15 protein-coding genes and 2 pseudogenes are annotated in these 16,911 nt (G+C 71.1%); 8 read left to right on the plus strand and 9 right to left on the minus strand.

Features of this window, described 5'->3' with window-relative positions; all coding sequences use genetic code 11:
• Positions 1-69: 69 nt before the first annotated feature.
• The 4 genes and pseudogenes from ACWFQ8_RS26975 to ACWFQ8_RS26990 form a co-directional block, all read right to left on the minus strand.
• Entirely contained in the window at positions 70-660 is a 591-nt protein-coding gene (locus ACWFQ8_RS26975; RefSeq protein WP_453788872.1) for a malonic semialdehyde reductase, read from the minus strand.
• 97 nt (positions 661-757) lie between these two features.
• Positions 758-982 (minus strand): exodeoxyribonuclease VII small subunit, encoded by a 225-nt coding sequence (locus ACWFQ8_RS26980; protein WP_453788873.1) that lies wholly within the window; start codon positions 980-982, stop codon positions 758-760.
• Between the two features lie 145 nt (positions 983-1,127).
• The gene (gene xseA / locus ACWFQ8_RS26985; RefSeq protein WP_453788874.1) at positions 1,128-2,339 is read right to left on the minus strand and encodes an exodeoxyribonuclease VII large subunit; all 1,212 of its coding nucleotides are present in this window, start codon (positions 2,337-2,339) and stop codon (positions 1,128-1,130) included.
• A gap of 33 nt (positions 2,340-2,372) precedes the next feature.
• A pseudogene (locus ACWFQ8_RS26990) lies at positions 2,373-3,432 on the minus strand (APC family permease).
• A gap of 68 nt (positions 3,433-3,500) precedes the next feature.
• Between ACWFQ8_RS26990 and ACWFQ8_RS26995 the strand changes: the two are divergent.
• Together ACWFQ8_RS26995 and ppgK are read left to right on the plus strand one after the other, a co-directional pair.
• The gene (locus ACWFQ8_RS26995; RefSeq protein ID WP_453788875.1) at positions 3,501-4,505 is read left to right on the plus strand and encodes a 4-hydroxy-3-methylbut-2-enyl diphosphate reductase; all 1,005 of its coding nucleotides are present in this window, start codon (positions 3,501-3,503) and stop codon (positions 4,503-4,505) included.
• 21 nt (positions 4,506-4,526) lie between these two features.
• Positions 4,527-5,264 carry a polyphosphate--glucose phosphotransferase gene (gene ppgK, locus ACWFQ8_RS27000; RefSeq protein ID WP_453788876.1) on the plus strand — a complete coding sequence of 246 codons (738 nt, stop codon included), beginning with the start codon at positions 4,527-4,529 and terminating at the stop codon, positions 5,262-5,264.
• A gap of 49 nt (positions 5,265-5,313) precedes the next feature.
• On the opposite strand, the gene ACWFQ8_RS27005 is transcribed toward ppgK, so the two are convergent.
• Positions 5,314-5,829 (minus strand): DUF6542 domain-containing protein, encoded by a 516-nt coding sequence (locus tag ACWFQ8_RS27005; RefSeq protein WP_453788877.1) that lies wholly within the window; start codon positions 5,827-5,829, stop codon positions 5,314-5,316.
• Between the two features lie 135 nt (positions 5,830-5,964).
• On the opposite strand from ACWFQ8_RS27005, the gene ychF reads away from it, so the two are divergent.
• The gene (gene ychF, locus ACWFQ8_RS27010; protein WP_453788878.1) at positions 5,965-7,053 is read left to right on the plus strand and encodes a redox-regulated ATPase YchF; all 1,089 of its coding nucleotides are present in this window, start codon (positions 5,965-5,967) and stop codon (positions 7,051-7,053) included.
• A gap of 111 nt (positions 7,054-7,164) precedes the next feature.
• Here ychF and ACWFQ8_RS27015 read toward each other — a convergent pair whose 3' ends face one another.
• Entirely contained in the window at positions 7,165-7,746 is a 582-nt protein-coding gene (locus tag ACWFQ8_RS27015) for a Uma2 family endonuclease (protein ID WP_453788879.1), read from the minus strand.
• Between the two features lie 189 nt (positions 7,747-7,935).
• Positions 7,936-8,964 (minus strand): SMP-30/gluconolactonase/LRE family protein, encoded by a 1,029-nt coding sequence (locus ACWFQ8_RS27020; protein ID WP_453788880.1) that lies wholly within the window; start codon positions 8,962-8,964, stop codon positions 7,936-7,938.
• A gap of 81 nt (positions 8,965-9,045) precedes the next feature.
• Here ACWFQ8_RS27020 and ACWFQ8_RS27025 point away from each other — a divergent pair, with 81 nt between their 5' ends.
• From ACWFQ8_RS27025 to ACWFQ8_RS27040, 4 genes are all read left to right on the plus strand, one after another.
• Positions 9,046-9,483, plus strand: a complete 438-nt coding sequence (locus ACWFQ8_RS27025; protein WP_453788881.1) for a MarR family winged helix-turn-helix transcriptional regulator — start codon at positions 9,046-9,048, stop codon at positions 9,481-9,483.
• A 138-nt stretch (positions 9,484-9,621) separates the two neighbouring features.
• On the plus strand, positions 9,622-10,878 hold the full coding sequence (locus ACWFQ8_RS27030; protein WP_453788882.1) for an alpha/beta hydrolase: 1,257 nt from the start codon (positions 9,622-9,624) through the stop codon (positions 10,876-10,878).
• 158 nt (positions 10,879-11,036) lie between these two features.
• On the plus strand, positions 11,037-12,125 hold the full coding sequence (locus ACWFQ8_RS27035) for an alpha/beta hydrolase (protein WP_453788883.1): 1,089 nt from the start codon (positions 11,037-11,039) through the stop codon (positions 12,123-12,125).
• Entirely contained in the window at positions 12,122-12,913 is a 792-nt protein-coding gene (locus tag ACWFQ8_RS27040) for a trypsin-like serine peptidase (protein ID WP_453788884.1), read from the plus strand. Before ACWFQ8_RS27035 ends, ACWFQ8_RS27040 begins: the two co-directional genes overlap by 4 nt.
• Before the next feature lie 63 nt (positions 12,914-12,976).
• Here ACWFQ8_RS27040 and ACWFQ8_RS27045 read toward each other — a convergent pair whose 3' ends face one another.
• Together ACWFQ8_RS27045 and ACWFQ8_RS27050 are read right to left on the minus strand one after the other, a co-directional pair.
• Positions 12,977-13,915 (minus strand): EamA family transporter, encoded by a 939-nt coding sequence (locus ACWFQ8_RS27045; RefSeq protein ID WP_453788885.1) that lies wholly within the window; start codon positions 13,913-13,915, stop codon positions 12,977-12,979.
• A gap of 299 nt (positions 13,916-14,214) precedes the next feature.
• A pseudogene (locus ACWFQ8_RS27050) lies at positions 14,215-14,944 on the minus strand (pyridoxal-phosphate dependent enzyme); the annotation flags it as partial.
• A 198-nt stretch (positions 14,945-15,142) separates the two neighbouring features.
• Here ACWFQ8_RS27050 and ACWFQ8_RS27055 point away from each other — a divergent pair.
• Positions 15,143-16,714 (plus strand): S8 family peptidase, encoded by a 1,572-nt coding sequence (locus tag ACWFQ8_RS27055; protein ID WP_453788886.1) that lies wholly within the window; start codon positions 15,143-15,145, stop codon positions 16,712-16,714.
• Positions 16,715-16,911: the final 197 nt, after the last annotated feature.

Consider the following 16,911-nt stretch of genomic DNA (forward strand, 5'->3'; position numbering starts at 1 on the left):
CGCCCGCCCCGGAAGACCGGGGCGGGCGGCTTCGTGCGCGGCGCCGTACGCGGTGCGCCGTACGGCGGCTCAGACCGTGGTGATGACCTGGTCGAACTCCAGGCGCGGGGAGCGCGGGAAGGTGCCCTCCGTGCCCGGCTTGCCGATGTTGACGACCATCAGCGGGGTGTGGTCGGCGTCCAGGAACTCCTTCTGGATGCCGGCGAAGTCCGCGCCCGTCATCGGACCCGCGGCCAGGCCGGCGGCGCGGATGCCGATGATGAAGTAGGCGGCCTGCAGCGCGGCGTTGAGCAGCGCGGACTGCTCGCGCACCGGGCGCTCCGAGAAGAACGCGTCCTTCGCCTGCGGGAAGTGCGGCAGCAGGTGCGGGAGCTCCTCGTGGAACTCGTTGTCCGCGGCGAGGATCGCGACCAGCGGCGCGGTGGCGGTCTTGGCGTCGTTGCCCGAGGCCATGTGCTTCACGAGGCGCTCGCGGGCCTCGGGGGAGCGGACCAGGGTGATGCGCAACGGGGTCTGGTTGAAGGCGGTGGGGCCGTACTTCACCAGGTCGTATATGGCCTGGACCTGCTCCTCGGTCACCGGCTCGTCGGCGAACGAGTTGGCGGTGCGGGCCTCACGGAACAGGAGGTCCTGGGCGGCGGAGTCAAGAACGAGGGACATCGGAAAGCCTTCTTCCATACGGAGGTGAAGCGATGTCCCCGACTGTACGGCGAAATTAGGTGAACCTTCAACTATCTCTGGCCGTGGGTGACCGGGATCACTCCGCATCCCCCTCGGCCGCGTCCCGCTCGGCGAGTGCCGAGTCCAGCCGGGCCCTGGCCCCCTCCAACCAGTGCCGGCACACCTTGGCCAGCTCCTCGCCGCGCTCCCAGAGCGCGAGGGAGTCCTCCAGCGAGGTCCCGCCTGCCTCCAGCTTGCGGACGACCTCGATGAGCTCGTCCCGGGCCTGCTCGTACCCCAGCGCCGATCCGGCCTCTGTCATTCCCGTATCCATCCTTTGCGTGTCGTGCGACGAACGTGCTGCGGCGTTGTGGCGTCATGCGATGCGGTGTCGCGCGTGCGGTGTCATGCGTGGTGTCCTGCGGGGTGGCGTCATGCGACGCGGCTCTCCGCGGCGTGGTGGGCCGTTACTCGGGCGCCACCCGGACGGAGAACGTGCCCTCCGCGACCCGGGCCCGCAGCACGTCGTCCGCCGAGACCTCCTCGGGGGAGCGCACCACGTGCCCGTCGGCACGCTGGAGCACCGCGTACCCGCGCTCCAAGGTCGCGGCCGGCGACAGCGCCACCACCCGGGCGAGGGTGTGGCCCAGCTCGGAATCGGCCCGGTCGAGCAGGTGCCCGAGCGTGCGGCGGCTGCGCGCCAGCAGCGCGTCCAGCTCGTCCTCGCGGGTCTCCACCATCCGCTGCGGATGCACGAATACCGGCCGGGCGAGCGCGTGTGCGAGCCCGCGCTCCTCCCGGTCGAGCAGCCCCCGGACCGCGCGCAGCCCCCGGCCCTGGAGCTGGCGTACCCGCTCCAGCTCCTCGCCCACGTCCGGGACGACCTTCTTCGCCGCGTCCGTGGGCGTCGAGGCCCGCAGGTCGGCGACCAGGTCCAGCAGCGGGGAGTCGGGCTCGTGGCCGATCGCCGAGACCACCGGGGTGCGGGCCGCCGCGACGGCCCGCACGACCTGCTCGTCGGAGAAGGGCAGCAGGTCCTCGACGCTGCCGCCGCCGCGGGCCACGATGATCACGTCGACCTCGGGCACGGCGTCGAGCTCCTGGACCGCCCGGATCACCTGGGGCACCGCGTGCACCCCTTGGACGGCGACGTTGCGCACCTCGAAGCGCACCGCCGGCCAGCGGCGCCGGGCGTTCTCCAGGACGTCCCGCTCGGCCGCCGAGGCGCGCCCCACCACCAGCCCGATCAGCTGGGGCAGGAAGGGCAGCTCCTTCTTGCGGTCCGCCGCGAACAGCCCCTCGGCGGCCAGGGACCGCTTGAGCCGCTCCAGCCGCGCGAGCAGCTCGCCGATGCCGACCGGCCGTATCTCCGTAGCCCGCAGGGACAGCTGCCCGCGCGGGGCGTACCACTCCGGCTTGGCCAGTACGACGACCCGCGCGCCCTCCGAGACCGCGTCCGCGACCTCGTCGTAGACCTGCCGGAAGCAGGTCACGCTCACCGAGATGTCGTGCGAGGGGTCGCGCAGCGTCAGGAAGACCACCCCCGCCCCCGGCCGCCGCGAGAGCTGCGTGATCTGCCCCTCGACCCACACCTGGCCGAGCCGCTCGATCCAGCCCCCGATGAGCCGGGACACCTGGCCTACCGGCAGCGGCGCCTCGGCCGACGTATTCAGAGCCATGCATGCAGGCTAACGGGCGCGACTGACAGCGCCTCAGGCCCCGGGGCGGGTGTCGGGCCCCGAACGACCCCCGCCGGTCCGCCCGCGCTGTACGAGGAGCACCCCCAGCCCCACCGCCAGCCACACCGCCCCCACCAGCTGCGCCGTCCAGGAGGCCTCGACGATCACCGCCGTCGTCACGACCGCGCCGAGCACCGGCGCCACCAGTGCTTCCACCAGTACGGCGCGCCCCCGCGCCGCTTGACCACGAACCAGCCGATCACCGACGCGTGCAGCAGCGTGAAGGCCACCAGCGCCCCGACGTCGACCACGGAGACCAGGTGGTCCAGCCCGTCGTCGCGCCGGGCCGCCCACACGGCGGCGACCGGCGTGAGCGTCGCCGCCAGCAGCAGGCCGGGCGGGGCGTCCCGCCCGAGGTCCGGGACAGCGCGCGCGGCAGCCGCCCCTCGCGGGCCATCGCGAACAGCAGCCGTCCCGCCGCCTGGCCGGCCGGCGCCGCGAAGGCCGCTCCGATCGCCTTGCTGACCGCCACCAGGTCGTGCAGCCAGGGCCCCACCGAGGACTCCGGACCAGGATCTCCATGGCCAGCACGGCGAAGCCCACGCGCGCGGCCGCCCGTACGCCCCACAGGTTGAGCAGGGTGGTGACCACCACCGCCGGCGCCGTCCACACCCACCGGGACACCTCCGGCACCAGGGCGTTCACGGCGATGCCCGAGAACAGGTACGCGACGGCCGGGACCAGCAGGTAGTCCAGCATCGCCATCCAGCCGGCGATCAGCCCCGGGCCCTCGCCGAGCCCCTTGCGGGCGTAGGTGAAGACGGACCCGGCCTGCGGCGCCACCCGCACCATCTGGGCGTAGCCGGACGCCGTGAGCGCCATCGCCGCGGTCGCGACGAGGTAGACGAGCGCCACCGCCGTGGGACTTGGCGTCCAGCGTTCCGAAGACGCCGACCGGGGCCATCGGGGCGATGAACAGGAGGCCGTGGACGACCAGGTCGCGCAATCCCAGGCTCCGCCGCAGGGCGGTGGCCGGAGTGCCGAATCCGTCACGGACGCCATCGTTCCTCGGGGGGACGGTCGGTACGGACATTCGGTACGGACATTCGAACCGGTTTGTGCCGAACGGGCGACGGCGGGCCTCCTGGAGACCCCCGTACGATGGAGACCATGACTGCTCCCGCCCCCGCTCCCGCTTCCCGTCGCGTTCTGCTCGCCGCCCCCCGCGGCTACTGCGCGGGCGTGGACCGAGCCGTGATCGCTGTCGAGAAGGCCCTCGAGCAGTACGGTGCGCCGGTCTACGTCCGCCACGAGATCGTGCACAACAAGTACGTCGTCCAGACGCTGGAGAAGAAGGGCGCGATCTTCGTCGAGCGGACGGAGGAGGTGCCGGAGGGCTCCATCGTGATGTTCTCCGCGCACGGCGTCGCGCCGGTGGTGCACGAGGAGGCGGCGCGCGGCAAGCTCGCGACGATCGACGCGACCTGCCCGCTGGTCACCAAGGTGCACAAGGAAGCCATCCGCTACGCGAACGAGGACTTCGACATCCTCCTCATCGGCCACGAGGGCCACGAGGAGGTCATCGGCACCTCCGGCGAGGCCCCGGACCACATCACGATCGTGGACGGCCCGGACGACGTGGCCGCGGTCGAGGTGCGCGACGAGTCGAAGGTCGTCTGGCTGTCGCAGACCACCCTCTCGGTCGACGAGACGATGGAGACGGTCGACGCGCTGAAGACCAGGTTCCCGCTGCTCGTGTCGCCGCCGAGCGACGACATCTGCTACGCCACCTCCAACCGCCAGGCCGCGGTCAAGGTGATGGGCGCCGACTCGGACCTGGTCATCGTCGTCGGCTCCAAGAACTCCTCGAACTCCATCCGCCTCGTCGAGGTGGCCCTGGACGCCGGCGCGCGCGCCGCGCACCTCGTCGACTTCGCGAGCGAGATCGACGAGGCCTGGCTGGAGGGCGTCACCACGGTCGGCCTGACCTCGGGCGCCTCGGTGCCGGAGGTGCTCGTCGAGGAAGTGCTGGAGTGGCTGACCGTGCGCGGTTTCGCCGACGTGGAGATCGTCAAGACGGCCGAGGAGTCGATCGTCTTCTCGCTCCCGAAGGAATTGCGCCGCGATCTGCGTGCCGAAGCGGCCGAACTGGTCGCCGACAAGTAGCTCGTTTCGTACGGTATGTCCATGCAGATCATGGGTGTGGACATTGGTGGTTCCGGAATCAAGGGCGCTCCGGTCGATCTGGACCGGGGCGATCTGGCGCAGGAGCGCCACAAAGTACTGACACCGCAGCCGGCCACCCCCGACGGGGTGGCCGGCTGTGTCGGCGAGGTGGTGCGCCACTTCGACTGGGACGGCCCGGTGGGGGTCACCTTCCCGGGCGTGGTCACGGGCGGCATCACCCGGTCGGCGGCCAACGTCGACAAGGGCTGGATCGGTCAGGACGCGGCGGGCCTGCTCTCGCGGGAGCTGGGCGGGCTGCCGGTGACGGTCCTCAACGACGCGGACGCGGCGGGGATCGCCGAGATGACCTACGGCGCCGGGCGCGGGCGGGGCGGCACGGTCGTCCTGCTCACCCTGGGCACGGGCATCGGAAGCGCCCTGTTCACGGACGGGCACCTGGTGCCCAACTCGGAGCTCGGTCACCTGGAGCTCGACGGGCACGACGCGGAGACGCGCGCGTCGGTGAAGGCGAAGGACGACCACGAGCTCACGTGGGAGCGCTGGGCGCACCGGGTCCAGAAGTACCTCGAACACGTGGAGATGCTGTTCTCCCCCGACCTGTTCATCATCGGCGGGGGCGTGAGCCGCAAGCCGGAGAAGTTCCTGCCGCTGATCGAGGGCATCCGGGCCGAGATCGTGCCGGCGAAGCTCCAGAACAACGCGGGGATCGTCGGGGCGGCCATGGCGGCGAAGCACTAGGCGCGGCTCGTGGAGCGGCGGTTGCCCGTGGTGTCAGGCGGTCCGCGTGTCAGGCGGTCCGCCTGGGGGGCGGCCGCCGCTTCCCGATGAGCACGGCCTTGCGCACGAGGGCGATCAGGGCGGCCACCAGCGTGCCCCCGTACAGCCAGCCGGCGTGCAGGGACAGCGCGGACACCAGCCCCATCACCTCCCCGCCGAGGCCGCCGGAGCCGCCCGAGATGGGCCAGACACCGACGGCGAAGGCGATGGGGACGCTGATCGGCGCGGTGATCAGGTCCGCGGGCCGCACCCACAGGGCGGTGGCCGCCGCGACGGGCAGGAAGAGCAGCCCGTAGGCGAAGAGCGAGGAGCCGAACAGCAGCCAGGCGATCCCACCGGCCAGCACCGTGCCGGCGCAGGCGAACAGCCCGCCGCCCAGTCCGGTCAGCCGCGGCCGGGGCAGCCGGCGTGCGAGCGGGGGCCGCCCGGGGCCCCGTACGGGCAGGGGCGCGGCCGCGCCCGGGCGCCCGCGCTGCGCAGGGGGTCGCTGGGGGTGAGGGGCCGGTCGCGTCCTGTATCGCTCCACGGTCCCAAAGTAGGCGGGAAGGTCGCGGTATCGGGCTCCGGACACGCGTACATCCAGCCCCACTCATCGGAAAGTAAACTGTCCGACGGCCCACTCCCGGGCCGCCGCCCCCTCCAGCTACGGGAAGTCGCCAACGTGTCGCTCACGATCGGAATCGTCGGCCTGCCGAATGTCGGCAAGTCGACCCTGTTCAACGCCCTGACCAAGAACGACGTGCTGGCGGCCAACTACCCGTTCGCCACCATCGAGCCGAACGTCGGCGTCGTCGGCGTCCCGGACTCCCGCCTGGCCGTCCTCGCGGGCATCTTCGCCTCGCAGAAGATCCTCCCGGCGACGGTCGACTTCGTCGACATCGCGGGTATCGTGCGCGGCGCCTCGGAGGGTGAGGGCCTGGGCAACAAGTTCCTGGCGAACATCCGCGAGTCGGACGCGATCTGCCAGGTCATCCGCGCCTTCAAGGACGAGAACGTCGTGCACGTCGACGGCAAGGTCTCGCCGAAGGACGACATCGAGACGATCAACACGGAGCTGATCCTCGCCGACCTCCAGTCCATCGAGAAGGCGGTGCCGCGCCTGACGAAGGAGTCCCGCCTCCAGAAGGAGAAGGTCGCGGTCCTGGCAGCCGTCGAGAAGGCGCAGAAGATCCTGGAGGAGGGCCACACCCTCTTCTCCCGCGGAATCACCAAGGGCACGGAGCAGGGCGACCTCCTGCACGAGCTCCACCTGCTGACGACCAAGCCCTTCCTGTACGTCTTCAACGTGGACGAGGACGAGCTGACGGACGACGCCTTCAAGGCGGAGCAGTCCGCGCTGGTCGCCCCGGCGGAGGCGATCTTCCTGAACGCCAAGCTGGAGGCGGACCTGGTCGAGCTGGACGACGAGGAGGCCCTCGAACTCCTCCAGTCGGTCGGCCAGGAAGAGCCCGGCATGGCCACCCTCGGCCGCGTCGGCTTCGCCACCCTGGGCCTGCAGACCTACCTGACGGCGGGCCCGAAGGAAACGCGCGCCTGGACCATCAAGCAGGGCGCCACCGCCCCCGAGGCCGCCGGCGTCATTCACACGGACTTCCAGCGCGGCTTCATCAAGGCCGAGGTCATCTCCTTCGCCGACCTGGTCGCCTGCGGCTCGGTCACCGAGGCCCGCGCGAAGGGCAAGGCCCGCATGGAGGGCAAGGACTACGTCATGCAGGACGGCGACGTGGTGGAGTTCCGCTTCAACGTGTAGTTCCTCGTTACCGCACGTTAGACGGTTTCTTCAAACGGGCAGGTCAGAAGGGGTCGGACTCGGGTGAGTCCGACCCCTTCTGCATTCCCGTGCTGACGTGGTGCTGACTTTTCAGCTGCTGCGGGGCGGTGTGAGCATGGCCAGGTCCAGGGTGACCTCGAAGGGCACCGGGCGTTGGAGGGTGCCACGGAAGATCCCGGCGGGTGCGTAGGCGCCGGTGGGTTCGTCGAGCTCGTAGACGTGGACGACGGGTGCCCCGTCCTCGTCCTCGATGCACCAGTAGTGCGGGATGCCGGCCTCCGCGTACTTGCGGAGCTTGACGGTGCGATCGCGGTGTGCTGATTCGGGGGACACGACCTCGATGACGAGCTGGACTTCTTCCGGTGCGAACCAGGTTCGGTCGCCGTCGAAGCCGGCCGTCGTCACCAAGAGGTCCGGCTCGGGCCTGTTGCGCCGGTCGAGCTTGATCGTCATCTCGCGGCCGACTCTGGAGTCGGCGGGCGCCTGCTCCATGAGGGCGACGGTGAGCATGGTGACGAGGTGGCCGTGCCACCACCGCTGGGGCGACATCATGAAGACGAGGGCTCCGTCGATGAGCTCGGTGTGGCGGGGTGCCTCGGGGAGGCGGTCCAGGTCCTCCGCGAACCAGCCCTCCGCGCGCGGCGGGCGCATCCAGTCGGGTAGTGCGGTCATGCCATCACGGTAGCGGTCACGGGCCGGGGTCGGTGCGGTCGATCCCGGTGAGGGTGACGAGGCCGGCGGTGGTGGGAGCCTCGGCGGCCCGGCGCAGGAATCATGCTCGGGCCTCCTCGGCCGGGTGGGAACAGGGGCGCCGTGGGTCCGGGTCCTCGTACGGCCGGAGTTGCGGGTGCTGCGGAAGGGCTAGAGGCCCCGGACCGAGGCCACCGTGAAGGTGGTGGGGGAGCCCGTGCTCGGGGTGAGGGGGCCGCCCTTGTCGAACTGGGAGCGGACGACCAGGGTGCGGCCCGGGATGCGGGCGAGGGTCGTCGGGATCTGGAGGGACGGGTCCGTGATCGTGCGGGTCAGGCGGGCGCGGGTGCCGTCCGGGGCGAGCCGCCAGCGGGTCAGCGTGTTGGTGACGTTGTGCACCACGCGCAGGCTGCCGTCGGGGGCGAGGTCGAGGCCGTCGGCGGCCTTCATGTCCGCGCCGGTGAGGGCGACCCGGCGGATCGCACCGGTCGCCAGGTCGACGCGGTAGAGGTCGCCCGCCGTCATGTCGACGGTGAGCAGGAAGCGGCCGGCCGGGTCCGAGGTGATGCCGTTGAGGTTGAACGTGCCCGCCGGCCGGGGCCGCAGGGCCGGGGCGAGGTCGTGGGCGACGGTCAGGGTCCCGCTGCCGGCGGCCAGCTGGTCCGGGGTCACGCGGTAGATCACCGCGCGGACGCTGTCCGTCAGGTACGCGGTGCCGTCCGGGGTGACGGTGAGGTCGTTGACGAAGTGGCGCGGGGCCCCGTCGGGTGCGGCGCCGGCGCCGGCCACCTCGAAGTGGGCCAGCCGGGCTCCGCTCGCGGTGTCGTAGACCGTGACGCCGGTCGTGGAGTCCGTCACCCACAGGCGGCCCCGGGCGTCGACCCGCAGGCCGTTCGCCGTGCGACGGCCGTCGGTGCCGGCGGGCAGGAAGACCTCCGCCGTACGCCGGCCCGGGCGGGCGCGGTACACCGTGCCGTCCGCGTACGAGCCCACGTACACGGTCCGCGTCCGGGGATCGGCGGCTATGCCTTCGGGGTAGACCTTCCCGCCGGGTAGGGAGAAGGCCGTCGATACCCGGCCGTCCGCTGCCCGGCCGTCCGAGGCCTGGGCGGGGGCGGCCGCGAGGGTCAGTCCCGCGGTCAGGCCCGTGGTCGCCGCCGTGGTCAGGAGCAGTTTGATCGTCTTCGCCGAGCGCTGCATCGGATGTCCTCTACTTGACGTGTGGGGTCGAATGTATATAAGAGCTCTAATGTTCGCAAGGGTGGGTCGTAGGATGCGGGCATGACCTCCATGGCCCCCGAGGAGCGCATCGGCTCTCATCTCAAGCGCGCGGAACAAGCGCTCCTCGCGGCGAAGAACGCCGCGTGCAAGCCGGCCGCAGTAACGGTTCCGCAGTACGCCGCGCTGCTCTGGCTCGCCGAGAAGCCCGGCATCTCGGCCGCCGCGCTGGCCCGGCTGTGCGGGGTGACGCCGCCGACCATGAACACGGTCCTGAAGAACCTCCAGGAGCGCGGGTTCATCGAGCGGACTCCGCACGAGTGGCACCGCAACGTGCTGGAGACCCGGCTGACCGGCGAGGGCCGCGCGGCGATGGAGCTGGCGGATTCCGGTGCGGTGCGCGTGGAGCGGGCGCTGGCGGCCGCGTTCAGCGGCGAGGAGCGGGAGTTGCTCATCGCGCTGCTCGGGCGGTGCGCGGAGGTCCTCGACGCCCAGCGTTGAGATTCCGGAGTTCCCCGGAGGTTTCCCCGATATTTTCGCTCGGATTCGGAACTGCGCGGGGGATTCGGACATCAGGACTAAAGGGGATGCCCAGCCGTTCTGCCCAAGGGGCAGTCATGACCGTTCGGAGCGAAGTTCGTGCACCAGTACCCGCAGCGCCCGCGGCCTGATGACCAGCAGTCCCAGGAAACCCAGCAGTTGCAGCAGTTGCGGCCGGAGCACGAGGAGTACCCGGCCCGGCCGCAGGGGCAGTACGGGTACCAGCAGCAGTACGCCGAGCACGCCGAGTACCCCGGGAACGCCGCGCATGCCCAGTACGGCGAGCCGCCCCGGCCGCCCGCGCGGTCCCGGCGCGCGATATGGATCAGCGCGGTGGTCGTCCTGGCGCTCCTGCTCGGCGGCGGCGGCTTCGCCGCGTGGAAGCTCGACTGGCTCTCCGGCAACGGCGAAGCCGTGAGCTTCGGCTCCACCCCGCCGGCCGCCGCCCCGGAGAAGAAGACCCCGAGCGACGCCCCGGTCAAGCCCTCCGGCGACCCGGACGTGCTCATGCCGACCGGCCCGAAGTCCGACTTCAAGCAGACCACCAAGCTCGACGACGGCACGATCATCGCCAAGACCCGGCTCGCGGGCGCGAAGTCCGGGTTCGAGGGCGACGTGTGGGTGTGGGCGCCCAAGGAGTACGACGACCCGAAGTACGCCAAGAGCGGCTTCCCGGTGCTCATCGCGCTCCCCGGCGGCAACGGCTTCCCGGCCAACTACTGGTCGGACCGCAGCCTCGGCCTCCAGAAGGCCATCAGCGAGGGCGTCCAGGCGGGCACCAGCCTGCCCTTCGTCGTGATCATGCCGGTGCTGAACCCGGACAACAAGTACTACTACGACGGCTCCGACATACCCGGCCAGGCCAAGATGGGCACCTGGATCGCCGAGGACGTCCCGGCCTTCACCAAGGCCAACTTCCGTACGTACAAGTCCCGTGACGGCTGGGCCTTCATGGGCTCCTCGTCGGGCGCCTTCGTCGGTATGAAGACGGTCCTCCAGCACCCGGACAAGTTCAAGGCCGTGATAGCCAGCGGCGGCGAGATCGTCCCGGACTCCCCGCTGTGGCGCGGCCACCAGGCGGAGATGGACGCGAACAATCCGGAGAAGCTCGCCAAGAAGCTGATCGACAGCAAGGGCCCCGAGGTCTACATCAACTTCCAGATCGGGACGAAGGAGGGCGGGAAGGACCGGATGACGAAGTTCCAGGAGCAGTTCGGCAAGGGGCCGGTCAAGACGACCGTCCGCGACATCCAGAACGGCGAGCACAACGGCTGGCACTACGTCCGGGGCATGAAGGAAGGCTCGCTGGAGTGGATCAGCAAGGTGCTCAAGGGGCCGAAGCCCGAGGCCGGCTGACCACGGGTCGGCCCCAGGGCTCCGGGTGGGCGCGCCATGTCACACCCGTCCCAGGCAACCCATCCGGTCGTTGACACCTCTGTGAGGGGTGTAAGGGGGACCGATCGGTCCGACCCGCGCTCCCGGGAGAGCGCCGGAGAAGGAACGGGACAACAACCGTGCAGCATGACCAGCAAGGCGACGGCGCCCCCACGACCCCGGGCGGCCGTCGCTCCAAGCGCCTGCGCCTGCTTCTGATCAGCGGCGGCCTGGCCTTCGCCGTCGCGGCGGGCGGCGCGACCGCGTACAAGCTCGGCCTCTTCTCCGACATAGGGGATCCGGTCTCCTACGGGAAGGTCCAGCGCAAGGCCGCGCCCGCCACCGCCACCGACGTCAAGCCGGACATGACCATGCCCACCGGCCCGGCGGCCGAGTTCGTCCGTACCAGCCGGCTGCCGGACGGGACGCAGATCGCCAAGACCACCCTCGTCGGCAAGAAGTCCGGCTTCACGGGCGACGTGTGGGTGTGGGTGCCCAAGGAGTACGACGACCCGAAGTACGCCAAGAGCGCCTTCCCGGTCCTGATCTCCCTGCCCGGCGGCCGCGGCTACCCCAAGAACTACTGGGGCACCGGACCCGGACTCGGGCTCCAGCAGGCGGTCAGCGACGGGGTGAAGGCGGGTACGAGCCTGCCCTTCGTCCTCGTCATGCCGGTGATCAACGGCGACACCAAGAACCACTTCGACGGCTCAGACATCCCCGGCCGGCCCAAGATGGGCACCTGGATGGCCGAGGACGTCCCGGATTTCACGAAGGCCAATTTCCGCACCTTCACTTCCCGTGACGGCTGGGCCTTCATGGGCTCCTCGTCGGGCGGGTTCGGCGCCTTCAAGCACGTCCTGAAGCACCCCGACCGGTTCAAGGCGGCCATCGCGAGCGGAGTCGACATCGTCCCCGACTCCCCGCTGTGGAACGGCAACACGCAGGCCATGGACGCGGACAACCCGGAGAAGCTCGCCGCCAAGCTGATCGCGGCGGGCGGCCCGGACGTCTACATCAACTTCCAGATCGGCACCGCGGAGACCGGCCGCGACAAGGCCGAGAAGTTCATGCGCGAGTACGGCAGGGGTCCCGTGCACACCCGGCTCCAGGTGATCCAGGATGGTGAGCACAACGGAAAGTCGTACGTACGAGGCATGAGGGAGGGCTCCCTGGAGTGGATCAGCAAGGTGATGACGGCTCCGACACCCGCACCCGACGTGCGGTGAGCACGGTGGCGAAGGGGGCGACGACGGCCGCCGCCGCCGGGATCGCCGCCGTGTGCGCCGTCGCGTTCCTCAGGGCGCCGGGCGACCGGCCGACCCACCCCTTCCCCACCGTGGGCGTCCTGATGGCGGGCGGCGAGCACTGGTGCACGGCGAGCGTGGTCGACAGCCCGCAGGGCAACGTCGTCGCCACCGCCGCGCACTGCGTGGCCCCGGCCGGCGAGGACGGCAGTCCGGGCGAGGTCGCCCACGACGGGCTGGCCATCGGAGAGCTCGCCTTCGCCCCCGGCTTCTCCGGCGAGGGCGCCGGGACCCAGCCCCTCGGGGTGTGGAAGGTCCGCTCGATCCACGTGGACGACCGCTGGAGCCGGTGGGGCGAGGACTCCGCGGACTTCGCCTTCCTCACCGTCGAACGGGACGGGGACGGGCGCAGTGTCCAGGAGGCCGTCGGCGGTCGCGGCGCGGCCCCGAAGCCGGACTGGACCTCCGGCTACGAGCGGGACGTGACGGTCGTCGGCTACCCGGAGTCCGAGCACAACCCGCGCAACGAGCCCGTCGCCTGCACCACGCGGACCGGTCACGACGAGGACGACCCCGACATGCTGTACATGAGCTGCGCGGGCTTCTGGACGGGTACCAGCGGCAGCCCCTGGGTCGCGGACCGGGGCGGGCCGGGGCAGCCCGGGAGCCTGATCGGGGTACTGAGCGGCGGGGACACCGACGTGGACTCCACCGCCGCGCTCTTCGACGAGCGGGCGAGGGCGCTGTACGAACGGGCCGCCCTGAGCTGATCGCCGCAGCGGCCGCGAGGCCGGTCGCCGGAGCCGGTCGCCCGGCCGGCTCGGGACGCGCCGCTACGCCTTGCGTTCCGTGCTGACGATCAGGCCCACCGCCGCCACCACGATCGCACCGCCCACCAGGATGGGCCAGGTCAGGGCCTCGTCGAGGATCAGGGCGCCGAGTGCGACGGCGACGACCGGATTGACGTACGCGTACGTGGCCACCAGCGACAACGGGGCCGCCTGCAGCAGCCACACGTACGCCGTGAAGCCGACGATCGACCCGATCAGCACGAGGTAGCCGAGGGCCAGCCAGGAGGCCGTGGAGAAGTCCGCCGGGTCCAGGCCGCGGTGCTCGCCGCGCAGCAGGCCGACGAGCACGCCGCCGAGGCCGCCCGCGAGCATCTGGTACGCGCTGCCCGTGAAGGGGTTGGGCGGCAGCGGCACCTTGGACGCGGAGAAGGAGCCCAGCGACCACAGCACGGACGCGGCCAGCACCTGGAGCACGCCGGACAGCCGTACCGCGCCGCTCAGCCCCGGGCTGGTCAGCACGGCGAGCCCGGCGAGGCCGATCAGGACGCCGCCGAGGGTACGCAGCTGGGGTCGATCACCGGTACTCGCCCGCAGCACCACCAGCCACATCGGCACCGCGGCCACCAGGAGCGCGGCCAGTCCCGAGGGCACCGAGGTCTCGGCGAGCACGACCAGGCCGTTCCCGCCGAGGACCAGCAGCAGGCCGATCAGGAGCGACGAACCGAGCTGCGCGCGGGTGGCCTTGAGCGCGGCGGGGCCGTACCGGAGGGCGACCAGGCCGGCCAGCAGCAGGCCCGCGGTGATGAAGCGGGCTCCGGCGGAGAGGAACGGCGGCATGGTCTCGACGACGATCCGGATGCCGAGGTAGGTCGAACCCCAGACGACGTAGACGAGGGCCAGCGCGGTCCAGACGGCGCCGGTGATCCTTCGCCGCGCGGCGGCGGCCGGTCTGCTGTCCGCGGTCGGACTTGATGTGCGCATGGCCGAATCCTACGGTCGTTGGCCTATGCAGGCTTCTGGATTCCCTCGGCGTCTCAGTCCTTGATCGAGCGGGTTGCTCGGCTCGCCGGGCGGCTCCCGTACGGGGGCCTGCGCGAGCGCCCCGTAAGCGGCGTCGGTAAGGCGCGGGATCGGGGCTCCGCCCTGATCCCGCGCCTCGAACGCCGGCGGGGCCGGAAAGGCCCCCGGCGCGGGCTCGGAGGGGTGGCGGCGGGGGTGGGCGGGCCTCGGGGGTTACTTCAGGCCCGCGCCGCACAGGGGGAGGACCGCTGTGCGGCCCTGGAGGGGGTGCTCCTCCACGGCCGGCGCGGCGCCCAGTAGCAGGGTGCCGTTGCCGACGGGGAGAACCAGGACCTCCGGCAGGCGTCCGCCCAGTTCTTCCCAGATCTCGTACACGTACGTCTTCGTGCCGTGGAGGAAGCAGGGGGTGAACACATGGCTCGCGTAGAAGACCCCGGGCTCGTCGGCGGCCTCCCGGGCCGCGGCGGCGGCGGGTTCGCGGCCGCCCGGGACGACCCGTACGACCGCACCGTGGGCCCGCATCCGATCCATCTTCCTCTCGGACGTGCCCTCGGGCACGAAAACTTCACAATCGAGCCCGGCCCGGGCGCAGTACGCCGCCACCGCCGCCCCCGCGTTGCCGCTGCTGTCCGCGACCACCCGCTCCGGGGCCGGCCGCCGGGCCAGCTCCGCGAGCATCACCGCCCCCCGGTCCTTGAAGGAGAGGGTCGGCATCAGGAAGTCGAGCTTGGCGTGAATCCGCTCCACCATCGGGACCAACGGAGTGTGCCCCTCCGCCAGGGTCACGGAGAACGCCCCCGGCAGCGGGAGCGCGGGGGCGTACCGCCACAAGGAACGGGGCCCGGTGGCCGGTTCGAGGGCGATGGCCGGATCCGGCGTGAAATCGAGGTCCCACGGGCCGGCGCAGACCGGGCAGCACCAGGGTGCCGTCCGGACGTCCGCGCGGGTGCCGTCCTGCGGGCAGACGTAACCGGGGAGTGCGTGCGTCATGTGCGGAGCGCCTTTGCCCCATCATGGCCGGGGTGTGGCACGGATGTTACGCGCCCGCAGTCCTCTTGTGGGCGGCGCCAGGGGTGGGTCAACCTTTCGGTGGCGGCAGCCCGTTGGGTCATCTGCATTGTCATGCTCATGCCCTAAAGCTCCCGCCTCACCCCCCGCAGCGCACCACCTATCAGGAGGACACCTCACATGTCCGTGATGCGTCACACCCGCCGGAAAATCGCCGGCATCAGCGCGACCGCCGTCGTGGCCCTCGCGCTCGGCGCGGCCGCCTCGTTCCCCGCCTCGGCTGCCGACAGCGGCGCGCAGGGCGTCATCGAGAACGCAGGTGCCGCCGGTTCCATCTCCGGCAGCTACATCGTGACCCTGAAGGACTCCGCCGCCCGTTCCACCTCGGACAGCGGAAAGGCCGTCGCCAAGCGGTACGGCGCGAAGATCGACAAGACCTACAGCGCCGCCCTCAACGGCTACTCCGTCGAGGTCTCCGAGGCGCAGGCCAAGAAGCTCGCCGCCGACCCGGCGGTCAAGTCGGTCGCGCAGAACCGTGTCTTCACCGTCGACGCCACCCAGCCCAACCCGCCGTCCTGGGGCCTGGACCGCATCGACCAGCGGGCCCTGCCGCTGAACCAGAGCTACACCTACCCGGACAAGGCCGGCGAGGGCGTCACGGCGTACATCATCGACACCGGTGTCCGCATCACCCACGGCGACTTCGGCGGCCGTGCCTCGTACGGCTTCGACGCCGTCGACAACGACAACACCGCCCAGGACGGCCACGGCCACGGCACGCACGTCGCCGGCACCGTCGCCGGCGGGGCGTACGGCGTCGCCAAGAAGGCGAAGATCGTCGGCGTCCGCGTGCTCGACAACAACGGCTCGGGCACCACGGCCGGCGTCGTCGCGGGCATCGACTGGGTGACCCAGAACGCGGTCAAGCCGGCCGTGGCGAACATGTCGCTCGGCGGTGGCGCCGACGCCACCCTGGACGCGGCCGTGCGCAATTCCATAGCCGCCGGCATCACCTACGCGGTCGCGGCGGGCAACGAGTCCACCAACGCAAACACCAAGTCCCCGGCCCGCGTCGCCGAGGCCATCACCGTCGGCGCCACGACCAACACCGACGCCAAGGCCAGCTACTCGAACTTCGGCACCATCCTGGACATCTTCGCCCCGGGCTCCTCGATCGTGTCGGCGTGGAACACCAGCGACACGGCCACGAACAACATCTCCGGTACGTCGATGGCCTCCCCGCACGTCGCGGGCGCGGCCGCCGTCTACCTCTCGCAGAACCCCTCCAGCACCCCGGCCCAGGTCGGCACGGCGTTGGTGAACGCGGCCACCCCGAACGTGGTCGGCAGCCCGGGCACCGGCTCCCCGAACCGCCTGCTGTACATCGGTGACGGCGGTACCACCCCGCCCGGGAAGCGGTTCGAGAACACCGCCGACTACGCGATCAACGACAACGCCACGGTCGAGTCGCCGATCACCGTCAGCGGTGTCACCGGCAACGCCCCGGCGACCCTGAGCGTGCCGGTCGACATCAAGCACACCTACATCGGTGACCTCAAGGTCGACCTCATCGCCCCCGACGGCACCGTGTACATCCTGCACAACCGGTCCGGCGGCAGTGCGGACAACATCATCCGGTCCTTCACCGTGAACGCCTCCTCCGAGGTCGCGAACGGTGTCTGGAAGCTCCGGGTGAACGACAACGCGAACGTCGACACCGGCAAGATCGACTCATGGGCACTGCAGTTCTGATCGAGCGGAACTGAGCGCGCCGGACAAGGCCGTGCGTCCGGCCACGCGTACGGGACCGCGCACGGCACGGCGTACGGAGCGGTGAACAGGCGGGGGGGGGCCCCCACTTGGGTGGCCCCCCCGCCGGGCAAAAACGCAATAGATTGGCCAAACCCCCGTGTTGAGCCAAACCAAAGACAACCCCCCCCCAACCCCCC

The organism is Streptomyces sp. NPDC055254 (assembly GCF_053606025.1).

What these genes read in the sequence shown, in the direction of transcription:
- ACWFQ8_RS26975 (WP_453788872.1), bottom strand. Translation starts at nt 660, where the DNA reads ATGTCCCTCGTTCTTGACTCCGCCGCCCAGGACCTCCTGTTCCGTGAG.
- ACWFQ8_RS26980 (WP_453788873.1), bottom strand. Translation starts at nt 982, where the DNA reads ATGACAGAGGCCGGATCGGCGCTGGGGTACGAGCAGGCCCGGGACGAG.
- xseA (WP_453788874.1), bottom strand. Translation starts at nt 2,339, where the DNA reads ATGGCTCTGAATACGTCGGCCGAGGCGCCGCTGCCGGTAGGCCAGGTG.
- ACWFQ8_RS26995 (WP_453788875.1), top strand. Translation starts at nt 3,501, where the DNA reads ATGGAGACCATGACTGCTCCCGCCCCCGCTCCCGCTTCCCGTCGCGTT.
- ppgK (WP_453788876.1), top strand. Translation starts at nt 4,527, where the DNA reads ATGCAGATCATGGGTGTGGACATTGGTGGTTCCGGAATCAAGGGCGCT.
- ACWFQ8_RS27015 (WP_453788879.1), bottom strand. Translation starts at nt 7,746, where the DNA reads ATGACCGCACTACCCGACTGGATGCGCCCGCCGCGCGCGGAGGGCTGG.
- ACWFQ8_RS27020 (WP_453788880.1), bottom strand. Translation starts at nt 8,964, where the DNA reads ATGCAGCGCTCGGCGAAGACGATCAAACTGCTCCTGACCACGGCGGCG.
- ACWFQ8_RS27025 (WP_453788881.1), top strand. Translation starts at nt 9,046, where the DNA reads ATGACCTCCATGGCCCCCGAGGAGCGCATCGGCTCTCATCTCAAGCGC.
- ACWFQ8_RS27045 (WP_453788885.1), bottom strand. Translation starts at nt 13,915, where the DNA reads ATGCGCACATCAAGTCCGACCGCGGACAGCAGACCGGCCGCCGCCGCG.
- ACWFQ8_RS27055 (WP_453788886.1), top strand. Translation starts at nt 15,143, where the DNA reads ATGTCCGTGATGCGTCACACCCGCCGGAAAATCGCCGGCATCAGCGCG.